We start from the raw sequence: 25,285 nt of genomic DNA on the forward strand, positions 1-25,285 counted from the left end.
ATGCTGGTGCGCGAGCGGATCAGATCATCGGCGGCAGCGAGTCCAGAATCTTGTCCAGGGTAATCGGATACTCCCGCACTCGTGCCCCGGTGGCGTTGTAGATGGCATTCGCCACCGCCGCACTGACCCCGCAGATGCCCAGTTCGCCCACGCCCTTGGCCTTCATCGGCGAAGAGATCGGGTCGGTTTCATCGAGGAAGATCACCTCCTGATGCGGGATGTCGGCATGCACCGGCACTTCGTAACCGGCCAGGTCGTGATTGACGAAAAAGCCCAGGCGTTTGTCCACCGCCAGCTCTTCCATCAGTGCTGCACCGACCCCCATGGTCATGGCACCGATCACCTGGCTGCGGGCGGATTTCGGGTTGAGGATCCGCCCCGCAGAGCAGACCGCGAGCATGCGCCGCACGCGCACTTCGCCGGTGAAGGCATCGACCGCGACTTCGACGAAATGTGCACCGAAGGTCGATTGCTGATACTGCTTGGCGAGGTCGACGAACTCGATGCTGTCCTCGGCTTCGATCGCGCCGTTTTGCGCGGCATTGCGCAATGGCACCTGTTGGCTGCCGAGCTGCACGTGACCCTCGGCGAACAGCGCTTCGCCTTCGGTCATGCCCAGTTTCTTCGTCACCGCTTCGCGCAGTTTCATGCACGCGGCGTAGACCCCGGCAGTCGAGCAATTGGCGCCGAACTGGCCGCCGGAGCCGGATGACACCGGAAAACTCGAATCCCCCAGATGCACCGCCACGTCTTCCAGATTGACGCCCATCATTTCGGCGGCAGTTTGCGCGATGATCGTGTAGCTGCCGGTGCCGATATCGGTCATGTCGGTTTCCACGGTGATCTTGCCGTCACGCTCCAGCCGCACCTTGGCGCCGGATTTCACCAGCAGGTTATTGCGAATCGCTGCCGCCACGCCCATGCCGATCAGCCAGCGACCTTCGCGACGGGTGCCGGGTGTTGCGTTGCGCTTGTCCCAGCCGAAGTGTTCGGCGCCGGTTTGCAGGCATTCGATCAGGCGTCGTCGGGAGAACGGTCGCTCGGTTTTCACCGGATCGACCTGGGTGTCGTTGAGGATGCGGAACTGGATCGGGTCGAGTTTGAGCTTTTCCGCCATCTCGTCCATGGCGATTTCCAGCACCATCAGTCCCGGGGCTTCGCCGGGGGCGCGCATGGCGTTGCCTTCCGGCAGGTCCAGCGGCGCGAGACGCATGCTCACCAGACGATTTTCCCCGGCGTAGAGCAACTGGCTCGGTTGCGCGGCCAGTTCGACCTTGCCCTCGGCCAGGTTGCCCGACCAGCCTTCGTGGGCGATGGCGGTGAGTTTGCCGTCCGCCGTGGCGCCCAAACGAATACGCTGGAGGGTGGCCGGGCGGTGCGTGGTGTTGTTGGCCATCTGTGGACGGGCGAGGGCGACCTTCACCGGGCGGTTGGCCAAACGTGCGCCGAGGGCGGCAAGAATCGCGTCGGCGCGGATGAACAGCTTGCCGCCGAAACCCCCGCCAATGTAGGGCGAAATCAACCGCACGTTGTCTTTGGGCAGGCCCAGTGTGGCGGCGATGTCACCGACGCTCCAGGCGATCATCTGGTTCGAGGTCCACAGGGTCAGATGATCGCCTTGCCAGGCGGCGAGGGTTGCGTGGGGCTCCATCATGGCGTGGGACTGGTCCGGGGTGCTGTAGGTCTGGTCGAACTGCACCGCAGCGGCGGCGAAGGCCGTGTCGAAGTCGCCGTGCCTCATGTCCGGCAACTCGTCCTTTGGCTCTACGCCTTGATCGCGCACGGCGGCCAGATCGAACCGGCCTTTGTCGACGCTGTACTCGACATGGACCAACTGCGCCGCAGCGCGGGCCTGTTCGAAGGTTTCGGCAACCACCAGCGCCACAGCCTGGTGATAATGCTGCACCTCGGGGCCGGCCAGCAGATGCGCGGCGTTGTACTTGCCCTTGCCGAGCTTGCCGGCATTGGACGCCGTGACGATGGCCAGCACGCCGGGCGCGGCGCGAGCCTGATCCAGGTCCATGCGCGTGATGCGGCCCTTGGCGATGGCGGAGCCGACCATGAAACCGTAGGCCTGATGCTGCGCCGCTTCATGCTGCTCGTAAGCGTAGGGTGCCTGGCCGCTGGTTTTCAGCGGGCCTTCGATGCGGTCGGTGGGCTGGCCGATGACCTTCAACCGGTCAATGGGGTTGGTGGTGGCGGGCGTGTCGAATTTCATGCTTCGTCCCTCGCTTGGGCCAGCACCGAGACAAGCGTGCGCTCCACCAGCGTTACCTTGAACCGGTTATCAGGGGTGGGCGTGGCGCCGTCGAGCAGGCGCGCCCTGATGGCTTTCGCGCCCTGCGGCAACAGCGCTTCGGCGGCTTCAACCCGCCAGGGTTTCGGCGCGATGCCACCGACGGCGATGCGACCGCTGCCGTCCTTTTGCAGGATCAGACCGACGGACACCAGCGCGAAGGCATAGGACGAGCGATCCCGCACCTTGTGATAAATGTGGGTGCCGCCAACCGGCGCGGGCAGGGTGACGCCGGTGATCAATTCGCCGGGTGTGAGCGCGGTTTCGATATGCGGCGTACTGCCGGGCAATAAGTGAAAATCGGCCATGGCGATGCGCCGGGTGCTGCCATCGGCTTTGAGGGTTTCGATCTGCGCATCCAGCGCCCGCAGGGCAATCGCCATGTCGCTCGGGTGTGTGGCAATGCACGCGTCGCTGACCCCAATGATGCCGAGTTGCCGGGTGACCCCGCCAATCGCCGCGCAACCACTGCCGGGATTGCGTTTGTTGCAGGCCTGGTTAGTGTCGTAGAAGTACGGACAACGGGTGCGTTGCAACAGGTTGCCGGCGGTGGTTGCCATGTTACGCAACTGCCCCGAGGCTCCGGCCAGCAAGGCACGGGAGAGCAGGCCGTAGTCTTTGCGCACACGCGGGTCGGCGGCCAGGTCGGTGTTGCGCACCAGCGCACCGATGCGCAGACCACCCTCGGGAATGGCTTCGATCTGGTCGAGGCCCAAGTGATTGATGTCGATCAACTGCTGCGGCGTTTCGATGTCGAGCTTCATCAAGTCCAGCAGGTTGGTGCCGCCGGCGATGAACCGCGTGCCTTGTGCTAGCGCCGCTTGCGCAGCGGCGGCGGGAGAATCGGCGCGACTGTAATTGAACGCTCTCATGCCGAGACCTCCGCGACTTCGCTGATGGCTTCGATGATGTTGGAGTAGGCGCCGCAACGGCAGATGTTGCCGCTCATGCGTTCCTGCAACTCGCTGGCGATCAGTTGCGGCGGCTCGGTCAGGCTCGGGCTGGCGTGACTGGGTATGCCGTCGCGGATTTCCTTGAGTACCGCTACCGCCGAACAGATCTGCCCGGGCGTGCAATAACCGCACTGATAACCGTCATGTTTGATGAACGCCGCTTGCATCGGATGAAGCCGGTCCGGTAAACCGAGGCCTTCGACGGTGGTGACTTTGGCGCCGTCCTGCATCACGGCCAGGGTCAGGCACGAATTGATTCGCCGGCCATCGACAATCACCGTGCAGGCGCCGCACTGGCCATGGTCGCAGCCCTTTTTGCTGCCGGTCAGGTGCAGGTGTTCACGCAGGGCGTCTAGCAACGTGGTGCGGTTATCGACTTCAAGGGCCCGCGGCTTGCCGTTCACCTCAAACGTCACTTTGGTCATGGCCGGTTGCTCCAGATGGGCCGCATAGGCCTTGAGGCTGATGAAAGGTGGCAACGCAAACGCGGTGGCGGTCACGGCGCCGAGAATCAGAAACCGGCGTCGGGACAGCCCCGAAGGCGGATGATCGTTCATGGCTGGTAGTCCTCTGATCAGGTCGGGCGGGCGACAAATGACCCGCGCGTGAACGCCGGCGTGGTGGCCGGTTCTGGTCTGTTCTAGGAGTGACCGCAGGGGGAAGGAAAAGGTTTTGTCGGGTTTTGGCCCAGGCGCCAGGCCTGCATACGGAGCGATCAACGGTCATGGGCCGTCAGTGAATCATCGGCGTTTTCCCCGGTCGAAGTCGCGGCTGCGCACCGCGCTGACCATTTCCGTCGTCAAGACCCAGGTTTTAGGGAAATTCCGAATGATGCGTGCAACAACCCTGCTGCTGACTGTTTCCGCTGCCGTTTTGCTGGGCGGCTGTGTGGCGGACTTTGATGATGACTATCGCCATGGACGGCATTACGACCGCGATCATGGCCGTTACTACGAACATGACCGGCGTTGGGACGACCGCGATTACGATCGCCGCGACGGGCGTCGCTATTACCGTGACCGGGATGATGACTGATCGAAATGAACAGGGCGTTCCCGATGGGAACGCCCTGCGGCATTAAAAATGAGCGTTCGCCCGGACGCTGGATCGCGCAGGCACGGAGGCCTCGATGTCCAGCAAATGGGTGGCGAGTATGTCGCTCAGAAAACGGAACTGATCGTTGAGGCCCACCACTTCATTGCTGAAATGATTGCTCGCCGCGGGCATCAGCAGATCTTCGAAATCTTCGTTGAACACCAGGGTATGTGACTTCAGCGACACCACGTGCTGATCGTAATAGTTGTTGCCGAAGACCGGGAAACTCACGGCGAGGGTAACGGTATGACTCATGATGTGAAGGCCTCGCGGTGTGTGTCTCGGATGGGTGAATCCTGCGCCAGTCGCGCTTGATGCGGAAGGCAATCGTCGCGATGGTGAATATCGACGCTATTGATGATTGGAACCTGTGCTGAACTCGCTCCCCGGAGCCGGTGAGTGGCACAAACGGACAAACGGCTGATACCCGCACCTATACTCAAGTCGTTACCTCCAGATCTGATCCATCAAAGGACACCGCCACCGTGAACCTGCGTGCGCTGATCGTCGCCGCACTGATGTTGCTGGCCGGTTGCGCAACCACGGCGCGGGGCCCGGCGAGCGCGCCGGCGGTGGTGGTTTCGCCGGCCACCTGGCAGCAGATCGACCAGGACATCGTCGCCGCTTCCCGGCAATCCACCGAGCAGGTCAAGGCATTCGCCCGCGGTTCGATGGAACATTGGCGCATTCGGGTCTACGAGCAAACTGAAGAAAAATTCATCCCGTGGTTCAGCAGCTACTGGACCCAGGAATGGCTGTCGATGAAGGTCAGCTGGTACACCCTCAGCGCCGGGGGGGAACAGGATGCCTCTTCAAAGCGACTGGCCGCCTATTTGCTGGAGCAATATCAGGAGCGGGTACTGGCGCCAGTGGCTCTGGAGATTGACCCGGACGCGATCCTCGCCCAGTCCACCGCGTTCTACGCACAACTGATGGCGCAGCAGATGCCGGTCATCGCCCAGCGCTACGGCGTGCCCGTCGCTCAGCTCAACGGCCACTTGCAGAAAATTCCCGCCATCGCCCTCGGTCCACCGTCGGCCCGGGATGCCTCGCTGTATCAGGTGGTCAGCACCGAGCCGTTGAACACCTTGCCGGCCTATGCCGCGTTGATCGACAAGATCCACACCGAAGGCGGGGCCAAGGGCATCGCCTCGACCGATGCAGGCATGGCTCCGGTGGCCAAACGCGCCAGTCAGCGCATGGAAGCGGAAATGGCCCCCCGTGGGGCCGCGAGTGCCGTGGCGGCAGCGGCAGGCAAGCTCGTCGGCGGGCTGATTTCGGCAGGTGTGGCAGGCATTCGCGCCATCCTTCAGGCCAACGACCGCCCAGACAGTGAAGCGCTGATCCGCAGCAGTCTGGGCAACACGTTCGACAAAAGCTGGCTGAAACTGCTGCAGAACCCGACGACCGGCGTGATGGCCGGCACGCTGCACATGGCGGCGCACGTGGAGGGGATCCTGAGCGGGACGGACGAACCGTCGGTCGGATCGGGTGCAACACCCGTCGAATGGCGCCCGCCCGAGTCGACTATCCAGCAGATGGATCCCTAAACCCGCAGGAGAACGACCATGGCTTACATTGATGTTTTTGTCGCGCCCGTCCCGAACGCCAATCGCGACCAGTACAGGAAACACTGCGAAATCGCGGCGAAGCTGTTCAAGGAGTACGGCGCACTGGAGGTGATTCAAGGCTGGGGTGATGACGTGCCGGACGGCAAGGTCACCTCATTTCCGATGGCCGTGAAACTCAAGGACGGAGAAACCGTGTCGGCCGGCTGGCTGGTCTGGCCGGACAAGGCCACCCGCGATGCCGGCATGGGCAAAATGATGGAAGATCCGCGCATGCAACCGGACGTCAATCCAATGCCGTTCGATGGGCAGCGGATGATTTTCGGCGGCTTCAAGGACATTCTCGAATCTTGATGCAGCCGTGCCGGATCACTCCGCCGACGGGGTGATCCGGCAGCCTTTTCGATTGCGGATCTGCTCGTCCGTCGGCCGCTCGCGGACAAATTCGAAACGCGGTTCTCCCTCGCTGTAATGCACCAGCCAGCCCCATTCCAGTTCCTTCTCATCCTGTCCGGGATTCGGTGGCCGAGCCCACCAGGGTTCTTTGCTGAGGACCTCGCGCATGGCGTTCTCCGGTTGACGGCAATCGTTGAACTATAAACCCCACGCCGGGAGTCGCCAGGATCGGCCGTGTAGAATCGACGGATCGACATCGAAGGGAGCAGGGCCATGACGGATGAAAAGCACGGCGAACAACCATTCAAGCGGCTGTTCTTCGCCCTCGACTGCCCACCGGCACAACGCAAGGCGATTGCCCAGTGGCGCAGCGAGCTGGGGCTGCGTACCGGCAAACCGGTGCCGGCGGACAATTTTCACCTGACGCTGCTGTTTCTCGGCGCAGTGCCGTTGGCGCAGATTGGCGAGGTCTGTGAGGCGGCATCCAAAGTGAGTACGCCGGGTGAGGTGCTGAGAATTTCGCTGGATCGCTTGCAGGTGTGGCGGCGTGCCGGGGTGTTGTCGCTGGCGCCGGAGCAGGCACCGGCAGGGTTGTTGCGGCTGGTTTACGGATTGGAGCAGGCGATGTTGCCGTTCGGGTTCGAAGAGGCGACGCGCGAGTATCGTCCGCACCTGACGCTGGCCCGGGACTATCAGGCGCCGGAGCCGGAATCCGCCACGCCACCGGAATTCCTCCTGCGTGCCGAACGGTTTGCGCTGTTCGAATCCCACAAGGGCCGCTACCGCTCGCTGGCCGATTGGCCGCTGACCTGAACCCACAAAAAAAGGCGCCCGAGGGCGCCTGAATTCACCTGAACCGAGGGAGGCCAGGTGAGGCCGTTCAGAGCGAGGGTGCAGCGGTGGTAAGGCGCTGCGTGAACGGAAATCGATGTGTGTTTATTTGCCGAGTTTTACGCGAGTCCAGCCCCGGGTCATGATCCGTTGCGTGGCAATCGGCTGATCCGGCACCGCATACAGGGTGGCCATCACTTCCTGCGACGGGTACGAGCCCGGATCGTTGCGGATCGCTTCGTCCACCAGCGGCGTCGCCGCCGCGTTGGCGTTGCTGTAGCCGTTGCTGTTGGTGATCTCGGCGATGATGTCCGGCCGCATCAGGAAGTCCATGAACAGGTAAGCGTTCTCGACGTTCGCCGCATCGCGCGGGATGGCGACCATGTCGTAGAAACTGCCGGCTCCTTCCTTGGGAATGCTGTAGTCGATCACCACCTTGTTGCCCGATTCCACTGCGCGGGCCTTGGCCTGCAACACGTCTCCGGAGTAACCGACCGCCACGCAGATGTTGCCGTTGGCCAGATCCGAGATGTATTTCGAAGAGTGGAAGTACGCCACGTTCGGGCGAATCTTCATGAACAGCGCCTCGGCTTCCTTGATGTGCGCGGTGTCCTTGTCGTTCACCGGATAGCCCAGGTAGTGCAGGGCCGCCGGGATCATTTCGGTCGGCGAGTCGAGGAAGCTGATGCCGCACGCCTTGAGCTTCTCGGCGTTCTCCGGTTTGAACAGCAGGTCCCAGGAATTGGTCGGTGCGTTCTTGCCGAGCACCTCCCTGACTTTGGCCGGGTTGAACCCGATGCCGATCGAGCCCCACATGTACGGGAACGCATGGGCGTTGCCCGGATCACTGGCGGAGGCGTTTTTCAGCAGCACCGGGTTGAGATTCTTCCAGTTCGGCAGTTTCGATTTGTCCAGGGGCTGGTAGACCCCGGCCTTGATCTGCTTGGCCAGGAAACTGTTGGACGGCACCACGATGTCGTAGCCGGACTTGCCCGCGAGCAAACGCGCTTCGAGGGTTTCGTTGCTGTCGAACACATCGTAGGTCACGCGGATGCCGGTCTCGTCCTCGAACTTCTTGACGGTGTCCGGGGCGATGTAGTCCGACCAGTTGTAAACGCGCAGCACCTTGTCGTTGGCCTGGGCGCCCGTGGCGATTGCGCCCAATAAGGACAGTGTCAGCAGAGTCCTGCCAAACATTTTCATCGGTACAACTCCATTCTTTTTATTCAAAACATTGGTGCATGTAGAACGCTGTGGCGAGGGAGCCTGCTCCCGCTTGAGTGCGCAGCACTCACAAGTTTCCGGGGTTGCTGCGCAGCCCGGCGGGAGTAAGCTCCCTCGCCACAAAAGCGGTAACTCTTCAAGCAGTGGCGGCGCGTTGCGGTTGCTGCCACGATTCGTTGGCGGTCTGATCCATCGCTTCCTGAATCGCACGCTTGCGGTTGGCTTCTGCCTTGCGACCGAAGTACCAGACCAGGAAGGTCACCAGTGACACCGCCAGCAGAATCAGGCTGGCCACGGCGTTGATCTCGGGCTTCACGCCCAGACGCACCGCCGAGAACACTTCCATCGGCAGGGTGGTGGAACCCGGGCCGGAGACGAAGCTCGCCAGCACCAGATCGTCCAGCGACAGGGCGAACGACATCATGCCGCCCGCCGCCAGCGACGGCGCGATCATCGGGATGGTGATCAGGAAAAACACCTTGAACGGTTTCGCGCCCAGATCCATCGCGGCTTCTTCAATCGACAGGTCCAGTTCACGCAAGCGGGCGGAGACTACCACCGCCACATAAGCGGCACAAAACGTGGTGTGGGCGATCCAGATCGTGACGATGCCACGCTCCTGCGGCCAGCCGATCAATTGCGCCATGGCCACGAACAGCAGCAACAGCGACAGACCGGTGATCACCTCGGGCATAACGAGCGGCGCGGTCACCAGGCCGCCGAACAGCGTACGACCCTTGAAGCGCGTGACGCGGGTCAGCACGAACGCGGCGAGGGTGCCCAGTGCCACTGCCGCGACGGCGGTGTAGCAGGCGATCTCCAGCGAGCGCACTACCGAGCCCATCAGTTGTGTGTTGTCGAGCAGGCCCACATACCACTTCACCGACCAGCCGCCCCAGACCGTCACCAGTTTCGAGGCGTTGAACGAATAGATCACCAGAATCAGCATCGGCAGGTAGATGAACAGCAGGCCGAAGATCAGCATGAACTTTGAAAATCCGAAGCGTTTCATCCCCGTCCCTCCATCTCTTTGGCCTGGCTGCGGTTGAACAGCAGGATCGGCACAATCAGGATCAGCAACATCACCACCGCCAGGGCGGACGCCACCGGCCAGTCGCGGTTATTGAAGAACTCTTGCCACAGCACGCGACCGATCATCAGGGTCTCCGGGCCACCCAGCAGTTCCGGAATCACGAACTCGCCCACCACCGGAATGAACACCAGCATGCAGCCGGCGATGATGCCGTTTTTGGCCAGCGGCACGGTGATTTTCCAGAAGTTGTTGAAGTTGCTCGAGCCCAGATCCTGCGCTGCTTCCAGCAGGCTGCCATCGTGCTTCACCAGGTTGGCGTAGAGCGGCAGCACCATGAACGGCAGATACGCGTAGACCACGCCGATATACACGGCGGTGTTGGTGTTGAGGATCTCGATCGGGTGATCGGTGAGCCCCGTCCACATCAGGAACGCGTTGAGCAGACCGTTGTTGCTGAGGATGCCCATCCACGCATACACGCGGATCAGGATCGCGGTCCAGGTCGGCATCATGATCAACAGCAGCAGGACGTTCTGCGCTTCCTTGCTGGCCTTGGTGATCGCGTAAGCCATCGGGAAGCCGATCACCAGGCACATCAGCGTGCTCAGTGCCGCGACCTTCAGCGAACCGAGGTAGGCCGACAGGTACAGCTCGTCTTCGCCGAGCATGGTGTAGTTGCCGATGTTCAGGAACAGCTGGAATTTCTGTTCGGCGTAGGTGTAGATCTCCGAGTACGGAGGGATCGACAGCGCGGCTTCCGAGAAGCTGATCTTCATCACCAAAAAGAACGGCAGCATGAAGAACAGGAACAGCCAGATGAACGGGATGCCGATGACGAACTTTCGCCCGCTGGGCACCAGGCGCAGGCATTGCTGATTAAAGGTTCTCATGAGCGCAGTACCACGCCGCTGTCGTCTTCCCACCAGACGTAGACCTTGTCGTCCCAGGTCGGACGTGCGCCACGGCGTTCGGCGTTGGCCATGAACGACTGGACGATCTTGCCGCTCGGCAATTCGACGTAGAACACCGAATGGCCGCCGAGGTAGGCGATGTCATGCACCTTGCCTTCGGACCAGTTGTAGCGGGTCTCGGGCTTGAGGGTGCTGACCAGCATTTTTTCCGGGCGGATCGCGTAGGTGATGGATTTGTCCTGCACCGAGGTGCTGACGCCATGACCGACGTAGATCTTTTGCTGCAGGTCCGGGCTGTGAATGATCGCGTGACCTTCGAGGTCCTCGACCACGGTGCCGTCGAAGGCGTTCACGTTGCCGATGAATTCGCAGACCATGCGGTTGACCGGCGCCTCGTAAATGTCGACCGGGCTGCCGACCTGAGCGATCCAGCCCAGGTGCATGATCGCGATGCGCTCGGCCATGGTCATGGCCTCTTCCTGATCGTGGGTCACCATCACGCAGGTCACGCCGACGCGCTCGATGATCTCCACCAGTTCCAGCTGCATCTGCGAACGCAGCTTTTTATCCAGCGCGCCCATCGGCTCGTCGAGCAGCAACAGCTTCGGACGCTTGGCCAGCGAGCGGGCGAGGGCCACGCGCTGACGCTGACCGCCGGACAGTTGATGCGGGCGGCGTTTGGCGTATTGGGTCATGTGTACCAGACGCAACATCTCTTCGACGCGGGCATCGATTTCGCTGGCCGGCAAACGGTCCTGTTTGAGGCCGAAGGCGATGTTCTGCGCGACCGTCATGTGCGGGAACAGCGCGTAGGACTGGAACATCATGTTGATCGGCCGCTCGTACGGCGGCATGTCGGTGATGTCGACACCGTCGAGCAGAATGCGTCCTTCAGTCGGCCGTTCGAAACCGGCGAGCATGCGCAGCAGGGTCGACTTGCCCGAACCGGAGCCGCCGAGCAGGGCGAAGATCTCGCCCTGATGGATCTCCAGGGACACATCGTCCACAGCGGTGGTTTCGTCGAACTTCTTGGTGACTCGATCGACTTTCACCAGAACCTTTTTCGGTTGCTGATGACCTTCAAGAGCCTTCCTGTAAGTGCTGGAGGCGTTTGCCATGTGAAACTCCCAACAGGTTTCAGTCGCCGGGCCAACGCGGCCTGGCTTAAGAGTGGATTGCAGAGCTGTGCGAGATGTCCGTCAGTTATGGCGCAGAACCTGTGGGAGCGAGCCTGCTCGCGAAAGCGGAGTGTCAGTCGACATCGTTGTTTGCTGATACACCGCTTTCGCGAGCAGGCTCGCTCCCACAAGGGGAATGCGTTTACCTGGCTGGCATTGCCCGCACCGATCCGGCTTGGTCGGCGCCGCCGTCCTGGCTGCCTGGGTAGTACTTGTTGTTATTACGGTTTGTTGTTTTCACGGATGACGGATGCGCAAGCGCGCAGCCGCCGACCCCGCGGGGGCAGTAAATGGTTTTGCAATCGTTGGGTGGCGTCAGCGCAGGTTGCGTCGCGCCGCACGCTGGCGGCAGGCCTCGCCGAACGCCTGGAAGATCCGCAGGTAATTCGGGTTGTCCAGCACCTGCCATTCCGGGTGCCATTGCACGCCGAGCGCGAAGGTCGGGCTGTGCTCCACCGAGACCGCTTCGATCAGGCCGTCCGGCGCCACGGCTTCGGCGCGCAGGCCGGGAGCGAGGCGGTCGATGCCCTGACTGTGAATCGAGTTGACCTGGAATTCGCCCGGCAGCTCAAGCGCTTCGAACACGCCGCCCGGCAGTACCGACACGGCGTGGGCCGGGGCGTATTGCACGGCGACATCCGGGCTGTCGGCTTCGCGGTGATCGAGCATGCCCGGCAGTTCATGCACCTTCTGGTGCAGGCTGCCGCCGAACGCCACGTTCATTTCCTGGAAACCCCGGCAAATGCCGAGTACCGGAACGCCCGCCGCGATGGCTGCACGCAATAGAGGAAGGGTAGTGGCATCCCGCGCCGGATCGTGATCCGTACCGGGTGCGCTGGCCGGGCCCTGATAGTGGAAAGGCTCCACGTTGGACGGCGAGCCGGTCAGCAAAAGACCGTCGAGTTGACCCAGCAGGTCGTCGATTTCAGTCAGTTTGCCAAGGGAAGGAATGACGACAGGCAACCCCAGCGCCGCAACGCTGACAGCGCGAACATACTTGTCGCCGCTGATGTGATAGGGGTGCAGGCCAATCTGTTTGACGCACGCAGTAACGCCGATCAATGGCTTGAATGCCATTTTTATTCACCTCGAAGTTTGACACTTGAACGAGCTTTTCCGGAGCTTAGCCTCGTTGATTTTAATTAACAACTCCCATGTAAAAAATTCTAAACGCCGTTCATCACATCGTCATCAAGGCCGGGGCTCTGGCGCCTGCCTTGGCACGAGAGTGTTAAAAAAAGCCTGAAAAATAAACGCTGAACGGCCCTGTGTTCGCTATTGACTTCACTTTGCCGTTCGGGTTGACTGGCTCCGCGAAACAGCAGTGAACATAATAATTAACAGCTAAATAGGTGCATCATGTCGGTCCCTCTGCGTGCCGTTCAACTCAACGAAGCAAACGCATTCCTTAAGAAACATCCTGAGGTTTTGTACGTCGACCTTCTGATTGCAGACATGAACGGTGTGGTGCGCGGCAAGCGCATCGAGCGCACCAGTCTTCACAAGGTTTACGAGAAAGGCATCAACCTGCCGGCCTCGCTCTTTGCCCTCGACATCAACGGCTCCACGGTGGAAAGCACCGGCCTGGGCCTGGATATCGGCGACGCCGACCGCATCTGCTATCCGATCCCCGGCACCCTGAGCATCGAACCCTGGCAGAAGCGCCCGACCGCTCAACTGCTGATGACCATGCACGAACTGGAAGGCGAGCCGTTCTTCGCCGACCCGCGTGAAGTGCTGGCCAACGTGGTGCGCAAATTCGACGAACTGGGCCTGACCATCTGCGCCGCGTTCGAACTCGAGTTCTACCTGATCGACCAGGACAACGTGAACGGCCGTCCGCAATCGCCGCGTTCACCGGTGTCGGGCAAACGTCCGGTGTCGACCCAGGTTTACCTGATCGATGACCTCGACGAATACGTCGACTGTCTGCAGGACATCCTCGAAGGCGCGAAAGAGCAGGGCATTCCGGCCGACGCCATCGTCAAGGAAAGCGCCCCGGCGCAGTTCGAAGTCAACCTGCACCACGTGTCCGACCCGATCAAGGCCTGCGAATACGCGATCCTGCTCAAGCGTCTGGTGAAAAACATCGCCTACGACCACGAGATGGACACCACCTTCATGGCCAAGCCGTATCCGGGCCAGGCGGGCAACGGTCTGCACGTACACATCTCGATTCTGGACAAGGAAGGCAACAACATCTTCGCCAGCGAGGATCCCGAGCAGAACGTCGCGCTGCGTCATGCGATCGGCGGTGTGCTGGAGACCCTGCCGGCGCAAATGGCTTTCCTGTGCCCCAACGTCAACTCCTACCGCCGTTTCGGCGCGCAGTTCTACGTGCCGAACTCGCCGAGCTGGGGCATCGACAACCGCACCGTGGCCGTGCGAGTACCGACCGGTTCGCCGGACGCCGTGCGCATCGAGCATCGCGTGGCCGGTGCCGACGCCAACCCGTACCTGCTGATGGCTTCGGTGCTGGCCGGTGTGCATCACGGTCTGACCAACAAGATCGAGCCGCCGGCCCCGACCGAAGGCAACTCTTACGAGCAGAACGAGCAGAGCCTGCCGAACAACCTGCGCGACGCCCTGCGTGTGCTGGACGACAGCGAAGTCATGGCGAAATACATCGATCCGATGTACATCGACGTCTTCGTCGCGTGCAAGGAAAGCGAGCTGGCCGAGTTCGAAAACTCGATCTCCGACCTTGAGTACAACTGGTATCTGCATACCGTCTGACGCTCAAGCGCGTACCTCGCAAGCACCGCCGCTCCCATGTGAGCGGCGGTCACCTCTTTCTCTGTGTGAGTCACCCCCATGACCATGACCCGCAACGACTGGGAACAACGCTTCCAGTCCCTGACCATTGAATCCCGCGCCTTCATCAACGGCGAATACCGCCCGGCCATCAGCGGCGCCACCTTCGAGTGCCTGAGCCCCGTCGACGGCCGTTTCCTGGCCTCCGTGGCCAGCACCGATGAAGCCGATGCCAACCTCGCCGTCGAAGTCGCACGGCAATCCTTCAATTCCGGCGTGTGGGCCAGCAAGGCCCCGGCCGAGCGCAAGCGCATCCTGATCCGCTTTGCCGACCTGATCCTGCAACACCAGGAAGAACTGGCGCTGCTCGAAACCCTCGACATGGGCAAACCGATCAGCGATTCGATGAGCATCGACATCCCGGCGACCGCCAACGCGATCCGCTGGAGCGCCGAGGCCATCGACAAGATCTACGACGAAGTTGCCGCCACCCCGCACGACCAGCTCGGTCTGGTGACCCGCGAGCCGTCCGGCGTGGTCGCGGCCATCGTGCCGTGGAACTTCCCGCTGATCATGGCCAGCTGGAAATTCGCCCCGGCGCTGGCGGCAGGCAACTCTTTCATCCTCAAGCCTTCGGAAAAATCCCCGCTGACCGCGATCCGCATCGCGCAACTGGCGCTGGATGCCGGCATTCCGAAAGGCGTGTTCAACGTCCTGCCAGGCTTCGGTCATACCGTCGGCAAGGCGTTGGCGCTGCACATGGACGTTGACGTGCTGGCCTTCACCGGCTCCACGGCGATTGCCAAGCAACTGATGATTTATGCCGGCCAAAGCAACATGAAACGCGTCTGGCTCGAAGCCGGGGGCAAGAGCCCGAACGTGGTGTTTGCCGACGCACCGGACTTGCGCGCGGCAGCACAAGGGGCGGCCGGCGCCATTGCGTTCAACCAGGGCGAAGTCTGCACCGCCGGCTCGCGCCTGCTGGTGGAGCGCTCGATCCGCGAGCAATTCATCCCGCTGCTGGTGGAAGCGCTGCAAGCGTGGAAACCGGGCCACGCCCTCGATCCGGCAACCAATGTCGGCGCCGTGGTCGACCAGCGTCAACTGGACAACGTGCTGCGCTACATCAGCATAGGCCGGGAGCAGGGCGCCGAATTGATCGCCGGTGGCCGACGCGCCCTCGAAGAGACCGGTGGCACCTACGTCGAACCGACGATTTTCGACGGCGTGACCAATGCCATGACCATCGCCAGGGAAGAAATCTTCGGCCCGGTGCTGTCGCTGATCACCTTCGACACCGTCGAGGAAGCGCTGCAGATCGCCAACGACAGCATCTTCGGCCTCGCCGCCGGGGTCTGGACCAGCAACCTGAGCAAGGCCCACACCTTCGCTCGCGGCCTGCGCGCCGGCAGCGTATGGGTCAACCAGTACGACGGCGGCGACATGACCGCGCCGTTCGGTGGTTTCAAACAGTCGGGCAACGGTCGCGACAAATCGCTGCACGCATTCGACAAGTACACCGAGCTGAAAGCGACCTGGATCAAGCTCTGACTCTTTTACAACGGTGGCCGCCTGCAACCGGCGGCCTTCGGAGAATAAAAAATGAAGCAACAACACGTGAACAGCTACTACGCCGCCACACGCAACGAAGTGATCGATTTCCCGATCCTCGAAGAATCGGTGGAGTGCGACGTCTGCATCATAGGCGCCGGCTACACCGGCCTGTCCTCGGCGCTGTTCCTGACCGAAGCCGGCTATAAAGTGACGGTGCTGGAAGCGGCAAAAGTCGGCTACGGCGCCAGCGGCCGCAATGGCGGTCAACTGGTCAATTCCTACAGCCGCGACGTCGACGTGATCGAAGAGCGCTACGGCGACAAGACCGCGGAAATCCTCGGCAGCATGATCTTCGAAGGCGCCGACATCATCCGTTCGCGCATCAAGGAATACGACATCAAGTGCGACTATCGCCCGGGCGGTATCTTCGCAGCGATGAACAAGAAACAGCTCAATGGTCTGGCCGAGCAGAAACGCAACTGGGAACGTTACGGCAACCGCAATCTGAAGATGCTCGACGCTGCGGACATCCGCCGCGAAGTCGGTTCCGACGCCTACGTCGGCGGCCTGCTGGACATGCAGGGCGGCCACATCCATCCGCTGAACCTGGCCCTCGGTGAAGCCGCGGCCATCGTGCGTCTGGGCGGCAAGATCTATGAGCAATCGGCTGCGGTGGAAATCAAGTACGGCGAGCCCAACGTCGTGCGCACCGCCAAAGGCCAGGTCCGCGCCAAGTACCTGCTGATCGCCGGCAACGCCTACCTGCCGCAAGGCCTCGACAACCGCGTGACCGCCAAGAGCATGCCGTGCGGCTCGCAGATCTGCGTCACCGAACCGCTGACCGAAAAACAGGCGCGCAGCCTGATCACCAATAACTACTGCGTCGAAGACTGCAACTACTTGCTCGACTACTACCGCCTGACCGCCGACAACCGCCTGCTCTACGGTGGCGGTGTGGTGTATGGCGCCCGTGAACCGGACGACATCGAAACCCTGATCCGCCCGAAAATGCTCAAGACCTTCCCGCAGCTCAAGGACGTGAAAATCGACTACCGCTGGACCGGCAACTTCCTGCTGACCATGTCGCGCATGCCGCAATTCGGCCGTATCGAGAAAAACGCCTACTACATGCAGGGCTACAGCGGCCACGGCGTCACCTGCTCGCACCTGGCTGGCAAACTGATTTCGGAAATGATCCGTGGCGACGCCGAACGCTTCGACGCCTTCGCCTCCCTGCCACACATGCCGATGATCGGTGGCCGCACGTTCTCCGCGCCGCTGACAGCCCTCGGCGCCGTGTACTACTCGCTGCGTGACCGTTTCGGCATCTGATTTACCTCCCCGGCGGTGGCCCCGCACAGGCGCCGCCGGTTTTTTACTTGGCAAGCAACACCACAAACCCTGTGGGAGCGAGCTTGCTCGCGAAAGCGGTCTATCAGCAAAAGGGATGTTGAATGTGCCGCCCAATCGCGAGCAAGCTCGCTCCCACAGGTCTTGTGCCTGACCCGCAATTACCAGCAGCAGGCTCTTTTCATGTGCCGTCCATCGAACCTGCTGAGCAACACCGACAAACGTGATTTAATAGCCGCCTTTCACGGTTCCGGGACACGGGAGCAACGTGATCCGCGCGCCTTGCGCGGCACCCGCCACCCACCCCCATTACCCTTAAGTCGTTCTCACATAAGGCTGTCATGGATACGGGTTCTCGACTCAAACTAGTACGCGAAAGCTACAAACTCTCCCAGCGCGAGCTGGCCCGGCGTAGCGGCGTGACCAATGCCACCATCTCCCTGATCGAACAGAATCGTGTCAGTCCTTCCGTCAGCTCCCTGAAAAAGCTGCTCGAAGGCATCCCGATGTCCCTGGCCGACTTCTTCACCTTCGACCAGCCCCCGCGCGAACACCAATACGTTTTCCGCGCCAACGAACAACCCGACCTCGGCCGCCACGGCCTGCGCCTGCTGCTGATCGGCGCCTCGGTGCCCAGCCGCCAGATGCGCCTGCTGCGCGAGCAATACGCGCCGGGCGCGAGTTCCGGGGAAGAGCCGATTGTTCACACCGAGGGTGAAGAGTGTGGACTGGTGACCCGTGGCACGGTCGAGTTGACGGTGGACGGGCAGGTGAGCGTGTTGAGTGCGGGGGACGGGTATTACTTTCCGACGACGCTGCCGCACAAGTTCCGCAATATCGGGGCGGATGAGGCGGAGATAATCAGTGCGAATACGCCGGCGAATTTTTGATTCGGATAATTCGTCAACGCAAAATGCGATGCCCAGGAGAAACCGCAGAGATGCGGTTTCTCTTTTTCATATGCAGGCCTGTTTCGCAGTCCAGCGGGAGCACGCTCCCTTGTCACGGATACAAGGCTTTCAGATCGCGACCCGTCGGTGTCTCTTTTTCATGGGCGCATATACGCCGTTATTTCGCCTTCCAATGCCCACCCCCGTTCTCACAATCAATCCGCGCCTGCGCCAGATGCTCCATGTCGTAGTAATACGTGGTCACTTGCGCGCTGTCCGGGATGTTCAGGGCTTTGGCGTTTTTGTCCTTGCTGGTGGAGTGCGGGTTGGCCAGGGATTCCTGTGTGAGGGTGGCGATACACGACGCCTGATAGTGGTCGGCGCAGTGTTTGACCCTGGTTTTGCTGCTGTTGAGCATATCCTTGCTTTCGTTGCTGCATGACCAGTCGATCGCGTTGATCGGCATGCCTTCGTATTCGTAGCAGCTGTGCGTCTCCACGGCGGGCACCGAGGGACTGGAGGAGCGGGTCCTGACGTCGCAGCCCTCGGCCATGACGCACGTGGGAATGACGCTGAAAGTGGCGATCAGGAGCAATAGTCGGATGTTCATCGCGGAACTCTCCCATGACCCCGTGTTTGATCGTGAGCGGGGCGCTTACGGTTTCGAGGTTGGCTCGTCTCGGAAGGTTCCATCAACCATTCCGGTGAGAGTAGGCGAAGATGCTCCTGTTCAACTCACTCGGTGTCGTACATTAACTCTAACCTTTCGATCCATTCATCAGTTGCGCGAAACCTCGAATAATAAGATTGCTTTTCAACGTCACTCAATTGAGTGAAAAAACTGAAAAAGTAGTTGTTGTCGTAATATTCTTGAGCACCTTGCATGCTGCCTCCCCACCAAGAAGGCTCGTAGCCCTCAAAAACAAACCATGGCGGAGGAACCGCGAATTTTTTGCGATTAAGCATCGTTAGAAAGTCAAGGCTGTTAGTTATTAAACGAATCGTGACAGAGTTGAATTCTCTAGAAGATGCGAAGAATATCAGTCGGTCTCCGCTTAATGCGCTTTCGTATTCAAATACCGGAAGATCATTGAAGGTTCTTTCAGTATTTTTTCTGAAGTGAGATTCAACGAGTGATTCGAATTCAAATAAATCTTTAGGTTCGATAAGGAACTGCGAAAAAAATGCGCAGATATCAGCGCTTTCCAATGAGGTAGTGGGAGGCTGAACGGGTAGGTTGGTATGAGCTAAAGGCCGAAAGAATAAGTTTTTAAGCTCCTGCTTGCTGTACCCGGCAATTTGCTCTTGTCTAGGTTCTGGCTTCAGCAGTGCCATTGTTTTTTTGATAAAGCTCATGCTGCTCTCACTCTTCCATATATTCAGTTAGCAAAGTAGCACCTAAATAACCGGCAGTGCCAAATATAATGCCCCCGATGGCGCCGCTGACAACTGCGCCAGGGCCTGTTTCGATTCCCACTGCTGCTCCGACCACCACGCCAATCCTGGCGCCGGCTATCGCCGCACCCCAGCCGCCAGCCTGTTTGACAACCTCAACGGATATCGGCTTGATGCTATTTTGTTTAATTGATTCTTCAGTCGCGATCTTCAGATCGTATGCAGTGAATGCAATCCCGAACACCTGAACAACCCTTGCGCCTTTTATAAAGGCATTTGTGACTTTGTGGGACGTAGGCGTAAAAATCGCTTTTGCTGGGACTTTGTCTGCTTGAACTAATACTTCTTTGTCGATGTTTTTTACCCATCCAGCGATTTCATCGATTTTTGCTACGTTTTTTGGTGCGTGTTTTTTGTAGTCTTCGAGGGCTTTTAGAATTTCTTCAGTCGATACTAGCTTTGCGCCTGCGGCTTTAGCTTTCTCAATATCAATGTAGACAGTTTTTCCATCAAATCTTGGTGAGCCATTCGGGAATTCGGAACTCGTGGAAATATAGCCTGAGGGGTACTTTCGGCTACTGTAAACATGTTGGGCAACTGTAGCGCCAGAATCCGGTGCAACAGAACGCATTCCGTATTTTTCCGGCCAGATCTCGTTTTTGATCTGAAGTTCGGAAAGATTTTTTGCGATCAGGTGAGGGTTGTCGGGCGACGAGTAAATTTTCCTGACTAGAAATCCGTCCTTGCCGATCTCATCTACCACAACAAATAAATGAATATTGGCCGGCATCAAATAGCCGGGCACATTGCTAACGGAGTTTGCCTGCTTGTTTGTTGGTATTTTGCAAGAGAACTCCGTCATACGTCCTCCCATTTTTCAAGCGCGGCTACACCGGTTGTAACTTCAAGGGTTTCTTGCTTGCTAGTTGCGATGCGAGGTGTGTGACCAGATTCATCAGAAAAGCCTGTATAAACCCTGCCTGCTTCGTCTTTGATGTGGTACGGCACATTGGCGAGGGGCTGGCCGTCACTCCCGACGATGCAAAACTTTTCGTCAAATTTCATGGCCCAGAGAGGTATGGCTGACGGGGGGATGAATTCTGCGGGTGTGTGCGAATTTCCGATAATTACAGTTGATGAGCCGGCGATTACTTTATTGCCGTGGCCTCCGACACTTCCCACGGTTGCGGCAGGCATGCCGTTGATGAGCACGCTAGACGCAACGTCTCCCACGATGGGGCTGCCACAGGCACTCTGATCGTTCTGTCTGGCCGCGGGTAGACCATCAAAAAAACGTCGGGGGAGCCAGCAGCGATAGGATTGACGCCATGCCCAGGTAGCGGACAGGAAGTTGGATCAGTAACTCGGGCAGCAGGTTTTCCAGACACAGTGAACATCCTTGTAAATACGCTGTTTTGGAAATGTTACACAAAAGAGGGTGGTTTTAACCATTTCACTTGCCTCTCCACATCTCATCACCAAAGGTTCCCCCCACCCGCACCACGTCGTAGACTGCGAAACAAGTTGTAACGCCTCTGCCACGGACGGAACCGCGCATGATTCAAATCGGCAGCCACAACAACGCCCCCACGCCGCAGCACAAAACCCAGGACATCTACATCTTCAGCATCGACCTGTCCCGTCCGGCGACGCCGTTCTGCTTCGAGCAATCGATCGGCGGCGGACATGGCGAACAGGGCGGTGCGCGGTGGCTGGCGCTGGATGAGCTGGATAGCTGGCCCGGTGAATGGCGGGAGCATTTGAAGAAGGCCGGATGCGCTTGGGTGGCCGAATTGCTGGATGCGCATTCGGGGGAGAGTCAGGCTGATCTGGTTTCGCTGATTCTCCAGCGCTACGCCGAGCCGGCGCAGCCAACCGGGCGTTTGCAGGCGATTGGCCGCTGGTTCAAGCGTCATTTCTATATTGGCGGCCGGTATGGCGTCTGACCCGAGGAAACGCCCATGACTCAGACTCTGGAACGCGCCATCGCCATTGCTGCCACGGCCCATGCCGGGCAGGTTGACAAGGGCGGTGCGCCGTACATTTTGCATCCGCTGAAGGTCATGTTGCGCATGAGCAGCCTGGAAGAGCGCATCGTCGCCGTGCTGCACGATGTGGTCGAGGATTGTGGCATCAGCCTGGATGATTTGCGCAAGGAAGGCTTCAGCGAAGAGGTTTTGTGCGCCATCGAATCGGTGACCAAGCTGCCCGGCGAGTCCTACGAGGACTTCGTCGAACGCGCCGCGCAAAACCCCATCGGCAGGGTGGTGAAACTGGCGGATCTGGAAGAGAACAGCGACCTGTCGCGGATCGCCTCGCCCAGCTGGGAGGATCTGGAGCGGATCGAAAAGTATCGGCGGGCGATTGGACGGTTGCGCGCCTGACGTCATTTGAATAGCCAGGAAGGCGACCATGAAATCCATTCTATGTCTGTTGATCGCTGCCGGATTCGGCGCGCTGTTGCAGTTCGAAGGCGTGCCCCACGGCTTGCTGTTGGGCTCGATTCTCGTCACCGCACTGGCTGCCACCAAATTTGGCTTCGCGCCCAGGACCCCTTATGGCCTGGGTTACATCCAGGTCAGCCTCGGCATCGCCACAGGCTTGATGTTCGAGGCCTGGGACAGCGCGACCGTCTCGACAATGTTGCCAAGCCTCGGCGTGTTGCTGCTGTGCCTTGCGCTGCAAGTGATGTTGTCGGCCTGGTGGCTGACGCGCGGGGCAGGGTGGAATCGCACCGACGCCTTGCTGGCGGTGTATCCCGGCGCGCTGGCGGCGGTGTTCGATTTGCTGGAATCACATCGGGCGTCGAGCAAGGTGATCATCGTGCACCTGATACGCCTGCTGTTCATCACCGTGCTGGTCAGCCTGCTGATTCCTGGACAGGCTGTGGGCACGCCAGCCGAGGTCGATCCGTTGTCCACGGGCATGGCGTTGACCGTGTTCGGGCTGATCCTGTTGAGCGTGATCGTCGGGCGTTTGCTGCTGGCCATAGGCGTGCCGGCGCCGTTCATGTTGACGGCGATTATCCTGACCGCCGTGTTCCTGAAATCGGGATGGCTGCACGGTTTTCACATGCCGGACTGGAGCCTCAATCTGGCGGCCGTGATTCTCGGGGCGCGCATCGGCTCACGTTTCCAGGGCCTCGGTCTCGCGGAGCTGGCACGGCATGGGCGAGCGGCGCTGGTGTCGGTGGGTTTGATGATTCTGGTTGCGGCGGGATTCGCCGAAGTGGCGGCGCGATTGCTGGGCAGTGATGCACTGTCGCTATGGCTGGCCTACATGCCCGGCGCAATCGAAACCATTGCCATCGTGGCATTCGGTGGCGGGTTGAACGTGGTGTTTATCCTCACTCACCATCTGGTGCGGATGGTGGTGTTGCACTTTACGCCGGCGTTGCTGGTGCAGTTAAGAAGAGCCCCCAAGCCAGACTGAATCACGCATGCCCCAACGCAATCGCGAAAGACACGACGATCATGCACGCAAACGCAAAATTGAGATTCATGAGCTGTTCATCCTGAGCTTTATTGAAGTGGTGCCATTGTGAACAGGCTGAAAGCAAAGAAAAAATTCGGCTTCATGATTTCAAAGATCGAAACAATTGATATCAGCCGGTTTGTGTTTGGCAGAGGCATTGGTTAGGCTCGCCAAACCTGCAACTACAAGCACAAACAGGCAAAACCATGCACGATCATTCCGCTTCCGAGCTTCCCTCCCTGCGTCGGCAAAAAATCCTGCTGCTCCTCGAACGTGACGGCAAGGTCATGGCTTCCGAGTTGAGCCAGCACTTCGCGGTGTCCGAAGACACCATCCGCCGCGATCTGGCCGAGCTGGATAATGCCGGGCTGGTGCAGCGGGTACACGGTGGGGCGCTGCCGAGGCCGAAGGATACCGGCAAGGATTACTTCACGCGGATCAGTGAAACCGACGAGGTGAAAACCAGCCTCGCGCAGCTCGCGGCCGCAAGGGTGAAGGACGGGCAGATCGTGCTGTTCGATTCCGGCACCACCACATTGCAGATCGCCCGTTTGTTGCCTTCCGATATTTCGATCACCGCCGTGACCACGTCACCGATGACGGCGATTACCCTGGCCGAATACAAGGGGATCAAAGTGATTCTGGCTGGCGGACAACTGAATCTGGCGACGATGTCGGTCAGTGGCCACGAAACCGTGCGACTGCTGCAAAGCATCAAGGCTGACGTGTTGTTTACCGGGGTGTGTGCGATTCATCCGGAAGTGGGCCTGAGTTCGCTGTATTTCGATGAAGTGCCGGTAAAACAGGCGTTGTTCGACAGTGCGGCGCAGGTGATTGCCGTGACCACCGCCGACAAGCTGGGTGCGGTGGAGCCGTTCGTGGTGGCGCCGTGCAGCCGGGTGCATACGCTGATTACCGAGCGGCATCTGGCGTCGGGGAGTGCCGAGGATTATCGGCGGTTGGGGATGGAGGTCGAACAACTGCAGGATTGAGATTTTGTGGTGGGGTTAAAGGCCTCTTCGCGAGCAAGCCCGCTCCCACAGTAAATCGTGTGGGAGCCAGCCTGCTGGCGATGGGGCCCGTTCGATCAGCGCAGTTTTTCCAGCATCTGGTAGTACCACATGCCTGCCGCGAGCATCGGATTCCCCAGCAGATCCCCCATCGGCACGCGAATGTGCGAGCACGCGGCAAACGTGTCGAACTGCTGCATCTGCCCGGTGATCGCCCGGCTCATGATTTCGCCCATGATGTGGGTCGTGGCGATGCCATGGCCGGAGTAGCCCTGGCAATACCAGACGTTGTCCGAAAGCTTGCCCAGTTGCGGGATGCGGTTGATGACGATGCCCATCGCGCAGCTCCACTGGTAATCGATCTTCACCCCTTTGAGCGCCGGGAAGGTCTGCTCGATGCATGGTCGCAACTCACCTGCGATATCCCTTGAGTCCTTGCCGCTGTAGTTGGCGCCGCCGCCGAACAACAGGCGACCGTCGGCGGTGAGGCGGTAGTAGTCGAGGACGAAACGGCAGTCGTACACGGCGAGATCTTCCGGGTTGATCTGCCGGGCCAGGTCTCCCAGCGGTTCGGTAGTGACGATGCCGCCCATGGCCGGGAAGATTTTGCCCTTGAGCTGGCCCGGTTCGAGTTTGTGATAGACATCGCCGGCGAGCAGCACTTGATTGGCGTCGATCTGCCCCTGAGCCGTGCGCACGCCCGGGCTGTCGCCGTGAATGATCTCCAGCACTTCGCTGTTTTCGAAGATCAGCGCGCCGAGGCTTTCCGCCGCCCGTGCCTCGCCAATGCATAGATTGAGCGGGTGCAGATGCATGTTGCGGGTGTTCTTGATTGCGCCGTGATAGAGGTCGCTCTGCAGCAAATCGCGCACCTGGCTGCGGTCGAGCAGGCTGACGTCTTCGCCCATCCCGCGTCGCACGGCCTCTTCGTAATCACTGCGCAAACCGGCCATATGGCTTGGCTTGTACGCCGCATGCAAGTGGCCGTGCTTGAGGTCGCAATCGATGCCGTATTTCTCGACGCGCTGCTTGATGATTTCGTGGCCTCGCCAGCGCAGGTGCCAGATGAAATCGTCGACCTCATCGCCCAAGGTGTTGCGCATCTGTTTGCGCATTGCGCCGTCGCCGGACAGGCTGCCGGTGACCTGTCCGCCATTGCGCCCGGTGGCGCCCCAGCCGATCTTGTGGCTTTCGACGATGGCGACTTTCAGGCCTTTTTCCGCCAGTTCCACGGCGGTGGCGACCCCGGTGAAGCCGCCGCCGATGATCGCCACATCGACCTTGTGCCGGCCTTGCAGGGTCGGGTAGTCGGTGTCGCGGTTGAGGGTGGCGGTGTAGTAGGAGTTGGTGCGTTGAGTCATGTCAGTGTCCAA

26 protein-coding genes and 1 pseudogene are annotated in these 25,285 nt (G+C 60.1%); 12 read left to right on the forward strand and 15 right to left on the reverse strand.

The window, feature by feature from the left end; translation table 11 throughout:
• Positions 1-19: 19 nt before the first annotated feature.
• The 3 genes from paoC to paoA are packed head-to-tail and all read right to left on the reverse strand — an operon-like array spanning position 20 to position 3,806.
• Complete coding sequence (gene paoC / locus ACK6BI_RS17075; protein WP_409317967.1) at positions 20-2,218, reverse strand: aldehyde oxidoreductase molybdenum-binding subunit PaoC; 2,199 nt, start codon at positions 2,216-2,218, stop codon at positions 20-22.
• Positions 2,215-3,168 carry an FAD binding domain-containing protein gene (locus tag ACK6BI_RS17080; protein WP_409317968.1) on the reverse strand — a complete coding sequence of 318 codons (954 nt, stop codon included), beginning with the start codon at positions 3,166-3,168 and terminating at the stop codon, positions 2,215-2,217. Before ACK6BI_RS17080 ends, paoC begins: the two co-directional genes overlap by 4 nt.
• Positions 3,165-3,806, reverse strand: a complete 642-nt coding sequence (gene paoA, locus ACK6BI_RS17085; RefSeq protein ID WP_409317969.1) for an aldehyde dehydrogenase iron-sulfur subunit PaoA — start codon at positions 3,804-3,806, stop codon at positions 3,165-3,167. The genes ACK6BI_RS17080 and paoA overlap by 4 nt, the downstream gene beginning before the upstream one ends.
• Positions 3,807-4,077: 271 nt before the next feature.
• On the opposite strand from paoA, the gene ACK6BI_RS17090 reads away from it, so the two are divergent.
• A complete protein-coding gene (locus tag ACK6BI_RS17090) occupies positions 4,078-4,284 on the forward strand; it encodes a hypothetical protein (RefSeq protein WP_409317970.1) in 207 nt (68 codons plus the stop codon).
• Positions 4,285-4,326: 42 nt separating this feature from the next.
• Here ACK6BI_RS17090 and ACK6BI_RS17095 read toward each other — a convergent pair whose 3' ends face one another.
• Positions 4,327-4,599 (reverse strand): hypothetical protein, encoded by a 273-nt coding sequence (locus ACK6BI_RS17095; protein ID WP_409317971.1) that lies wholly within the window; start codon positions 4,597-4,599, stop codon positions 4,327-4,329.
• A 230-nt stretch (positions 4,600-4,829) separates the two neighbouring features.
• Between ACK6BI_RS17095 and ACK6BI_RS17100 the strand changes: the two genes are divergently transcribed.
• Positions 4,830-5,894, forward strand: coding sequence for a hypothetical protein (locus ACK6BI_RS17100; RefSeq protein ID WP_409317972.1), 1,065 nt, complete (start codon positions 4,830-4,832; stop codon positions 5,892-5,894).
• A gap of 18 nt (positions 5,895-5,912) precedes the next feature.
• Positions 5,913-6,266, forward strand: coding sequence for a DUF1428 domain-containing protein (locus ACK6BI_RS17105; RefSeq protein WP_409317973.1), 354 nt, complete (start codon positions 5,913-5,915; stop codon positions 6,264-6,266).
• Positions 6,267-6,281: 15 nt separating this feature from the next.
• On the opposite strand, the gene ACK6BI_RS17110 is transcribed toward ACK6BI_RS17105, so the two are convergent.
• Entirely contained in the window at positions 6,282-6,476 is a 195-nt protein-coding gene (locus tag ACK6BI_RS17110) for a hypothetical protein (protein WP_065260347.1), read from the reverse strand.
• Positions 6,477-6,581: 105 nt separating this feature from the next.
• Here ACK6BI_RS17110 and thpR point away from each other — a divergent pair, with 105 nt between their 5' ends.
• Entirely contained in the window at positions 6,582-7,121 is a 540-nt protein-coding gene (gene thpR, locus ACK6BI_RS17115; protein WP_409317974.1) for an RNA 2',3'-cyclic phosphodiesterase, read from the forward strand.
• Positions 7,122-7,244: 123 nt separating this feature from the next.
• Here the strand turns inward: thpR and ACK6BI_RS17120 are convergent, their stop codons facing one another.
• The 5 genes from ACK6BI_RS17120 to ACK6BI_RS17140 form a co-directional block, all read right to left on the reverse strand.
• Positions 7,245-8,342, reverse strand: coding sequence for a polyamine ABC transporter substrate-binding protein (locus ACK6BI_RS17120; RefSeq protein ID WP_409317975.1), 1,098 nt, complete (start codon positions 8,340-8,342; stop codon positions 7,245-7,247).
• A 157-nt stretch (positions 8,343-8,499) separates the two neighbouring features.
• On the reverse strand, positions 8,500-9,375 hold the full coding sequence (locus ACK6BI_RS17125) for an ABC transporter permease subunit (protein ID WP_065260344.1): 876 nt from the start codon (positions 9,373-9,375) through the stop codon (positions 8,500-8,502).
• Positions 9,372-10,253, reverse strand: a complete 882-nt coding sequence (locus ACK6BI_RS17130) for an ABC transporter permease subunit (RefSeq protein WP_409318040.1) — start codon at positions 10,251-10,253, stop codon at positions 9,372-9,374. The genes ACK6BI_RS17125 and ACK6BI_RS17130 overlap by 4 nt, the downstream gene beginning before the upstream one ends.
• 29 nt (positions 10,254-10,282) lie before the next feature.
• Positions 10,283-11,425 carry an ABC transporter ATP-binding protein gene (locus ACK6BI_RS17135; protein WP_065260342.1) on the reverse strand — a complete coding sequence of 381 codons (1,143 nt, stop codon included), beginning with the start codon at positions 11,423-11,425 and terminating at the stop codon, positions 10,283-10,285.
• 375 nt (positions 11,426-11,800) lie between these two features.
• Entirely contained in the window at positions 11,801-12,562 is a 762-nt protein-coding gene (locus ACK6BI_RS17140) for a gamma-glutamyl-gamma-aminobutyrate hydrolase family protein (protein ID WP_409317976.1), read from the reverse strand.
• A 282-nt stretch (positions 12,563-12,844) separates the two neighbouring features.
• Here ACK6BI_RS17140 and ACK6BI_RS17145 point away from each other — a divergent pair, with 282 nt between their 5' ends.
• The 4 genes from ACK6BI_RS17145 to ACK6BI_RS17160 all read left to right on the forward strand — a co-directional run bounded on the left by ACK6BI_RS17145 (position 12,845) and on the right by ACK6BI_RS17160 (position 18,033).
• Positions 12,845-14,221: a glutamine synthetase family protein gene (locus tag ACK6BI_RS17145; RefSeq protein WP_065260340.1), complete on the forward strand. Its 1,377-nt coding sequence runs from the start codon at positions 12,845-12,847 to the stop codon at positions 14,219-14,221.
• A 78-nt stretch (positions 14,222-14,299) separates the two neighbouring features.
• Entirely contained in the window at positions 14,300-15,790 is a 1,491-nt protein-coding gene (locus tag ACK6BI_RS17150; protein ID WP_409317977.1) for an aldehyde dehydrogenase, read from the forward strand.
• Between the two features lie 51 nt (positions 15,791-15,841).
• Positions 15,842-17,125, forward strand: coding sequence for an NAD(P)/FAD-dependent oxidoreductase (locus tag ACK6BI_RS17155; protein ID WP_409317978.1), 1,284 nt, complete (start codon positions 15,842-15,844; stop codon positions 17,123-17,125).
• 359 nt (positions 17,126-17,484) lie between these two features.
• On the forward strand, positions 17,485-18,033 hold the full coding sequence (locus tag ACK6BI_RS17160) for a cupin domain-containing protein (protein WP_065260337.1): 549 nt from the start codon (positions 17,485-17,487) through the stop codon (positions 18,031-18,033).
• Between the two features lie 178 nt (positions 18,034-18,211).
• Here the strand turns inward: ACK6BI_RS17160 and ACK6BI_RS17165 are convergent, their stop codons facing one another.
• The 4 genes and pseudogenes from ACK6BI_RS17165 to ACK6BI_RS17180 form a co-directional block, all read right to left on the reverse strand.
• Entirely contained in the window at positions 18,212-18,643 is a 432-nt protein-coding gene (locus tag ACK6BI_RS17165; protein WP_409317979.1) for a hypothetical protein, read from the reverse strand.
• Positions 18,644-18,768: 125 nt separating this feature from the next.
• Positions 18,769-19,389, reverse strand: a complete 621-nt coding sequence (locus tag ACK6BI_RS17170) for a hypothetical protein (protein ID WP_409317980.1) — start codon at positions 19,387-19,389, stop codon at positions 18,769-18,771.
• 7 nt (positions 19,390-19,396) lie between these two features.
• Positions 19,397-20,290 carry a glycine zipper family protein gene (locus tag ACK6BI_RS17175; RefSeq protein ID WP_409317981.1) on the reverse strand — a complete coding sequence of 298 codons (894 nt, stop codon included), beginning with the start codon at positions 20,288-20,290 and terminating at the stop codon, positions 19,397-19,399.
• Positions 20,287-20,816: pseudogene (locus ACK6BI_RS17180) on the reverse strand (PAAR domain-containing protein). The gene ACK6BI_RS17175 and the pseudogene ACK6BI_RS17180 overlap by 4 nt, the downstream one beginning before the upstream one ends.
• Before the next feature lie 168 nt (positions 20,817-20,984).
• On the opposite strand from ACK6BI_RS17180, the gene ACK6BI_RS17185 reads away from it, so the two are divergent.
• The 4 genes from ACK6BI_RS17185 to ACK6BI_RS17200 all read left to right on the forward strand — a co-directional run bounded on the left by ACK6BI_RS17185 (position 20,985) and on the right by ACK6BI_RS17200 (position 23,894).
• Entirely contained in the window at positions 20,985-21,374 is a 390-nt protein-coding gene (locus ACK6BI_RS17185; protein ID WP_409317982.1) for a hypothetical protein, read from the forward strand.
• Positions 21,375-21,389: 15 nt separating this feature from the next.
• Positions 21,390-21,812 (forward strand): HD domain-containing protein, encoded by a 423-nt coding sequence (locus ACK6BI_RS17190; RefSeq protein ID WP_409317983.1) that lies wholly within the window; start codon positions 21,390-21,392, stop codon positions 21,810-21,812.
• Between the two features lie 28 nt (positions 21,813-21,840).
• On the forward strand, positions 21,841-22,860 hold the full coding sequence (locus tag ACK6BI_RS17195) for an AbrB family transcriptional regulator (RefSeq protein ID WP_409317984.1): 1,020 nt from the start codon (positions 21,841-21,843) through the stop codon (positions 22,858-22,860).
• Between the two features lie 248 nt (positions 22,861-23,108).
• Positions 23,109-23,894: a DeoR/GlpR family DNA-binding transcription regulator gene (locus ACK6BI_RS17200; RefSeq protein ID WP_409317985.1), complete on the forward strand. Its 786-nt coding sequence runs from the start codon at positions 23,109-23,111 to the stop codon at positions 23,892-23,894.
• Between the two features lie 95 nt (positions 23,895-23,989).
• Here the strand turns inward: ACK6BI_RS17200 and ACK6BI_RS17205 are convergent, their stop codons facing one another.
• The gene (locus ACK6BI_RS17205) at positions 23,990-25,273 is read right to left on the reverse strand and encodes an NAD(P)/FAD-dependent oxidoreductase (RefSeq protein WP_409317986.1); all 1,284 of its coding nucleotides are present in this window, start codon (positions 25,271-25,273) and stop codon (positions 23,990-23,992) included.
• Positions 25,274-25,285: the final 12 nt, after the last annotated feature.

It is taken from the genome of Pseudomonas sp. KCJK9016 (assembly GCF_046231795.1).
In the GTDB taxonomy this organism is placed as follows: domain Bacteria; phylum Pseudomonadota; class Gammaproteobacteria; order Pseudomonadales; family Pseudomonadaceae; genus Aquipseudomonas; species Aquipseudomonas bananamidigenes.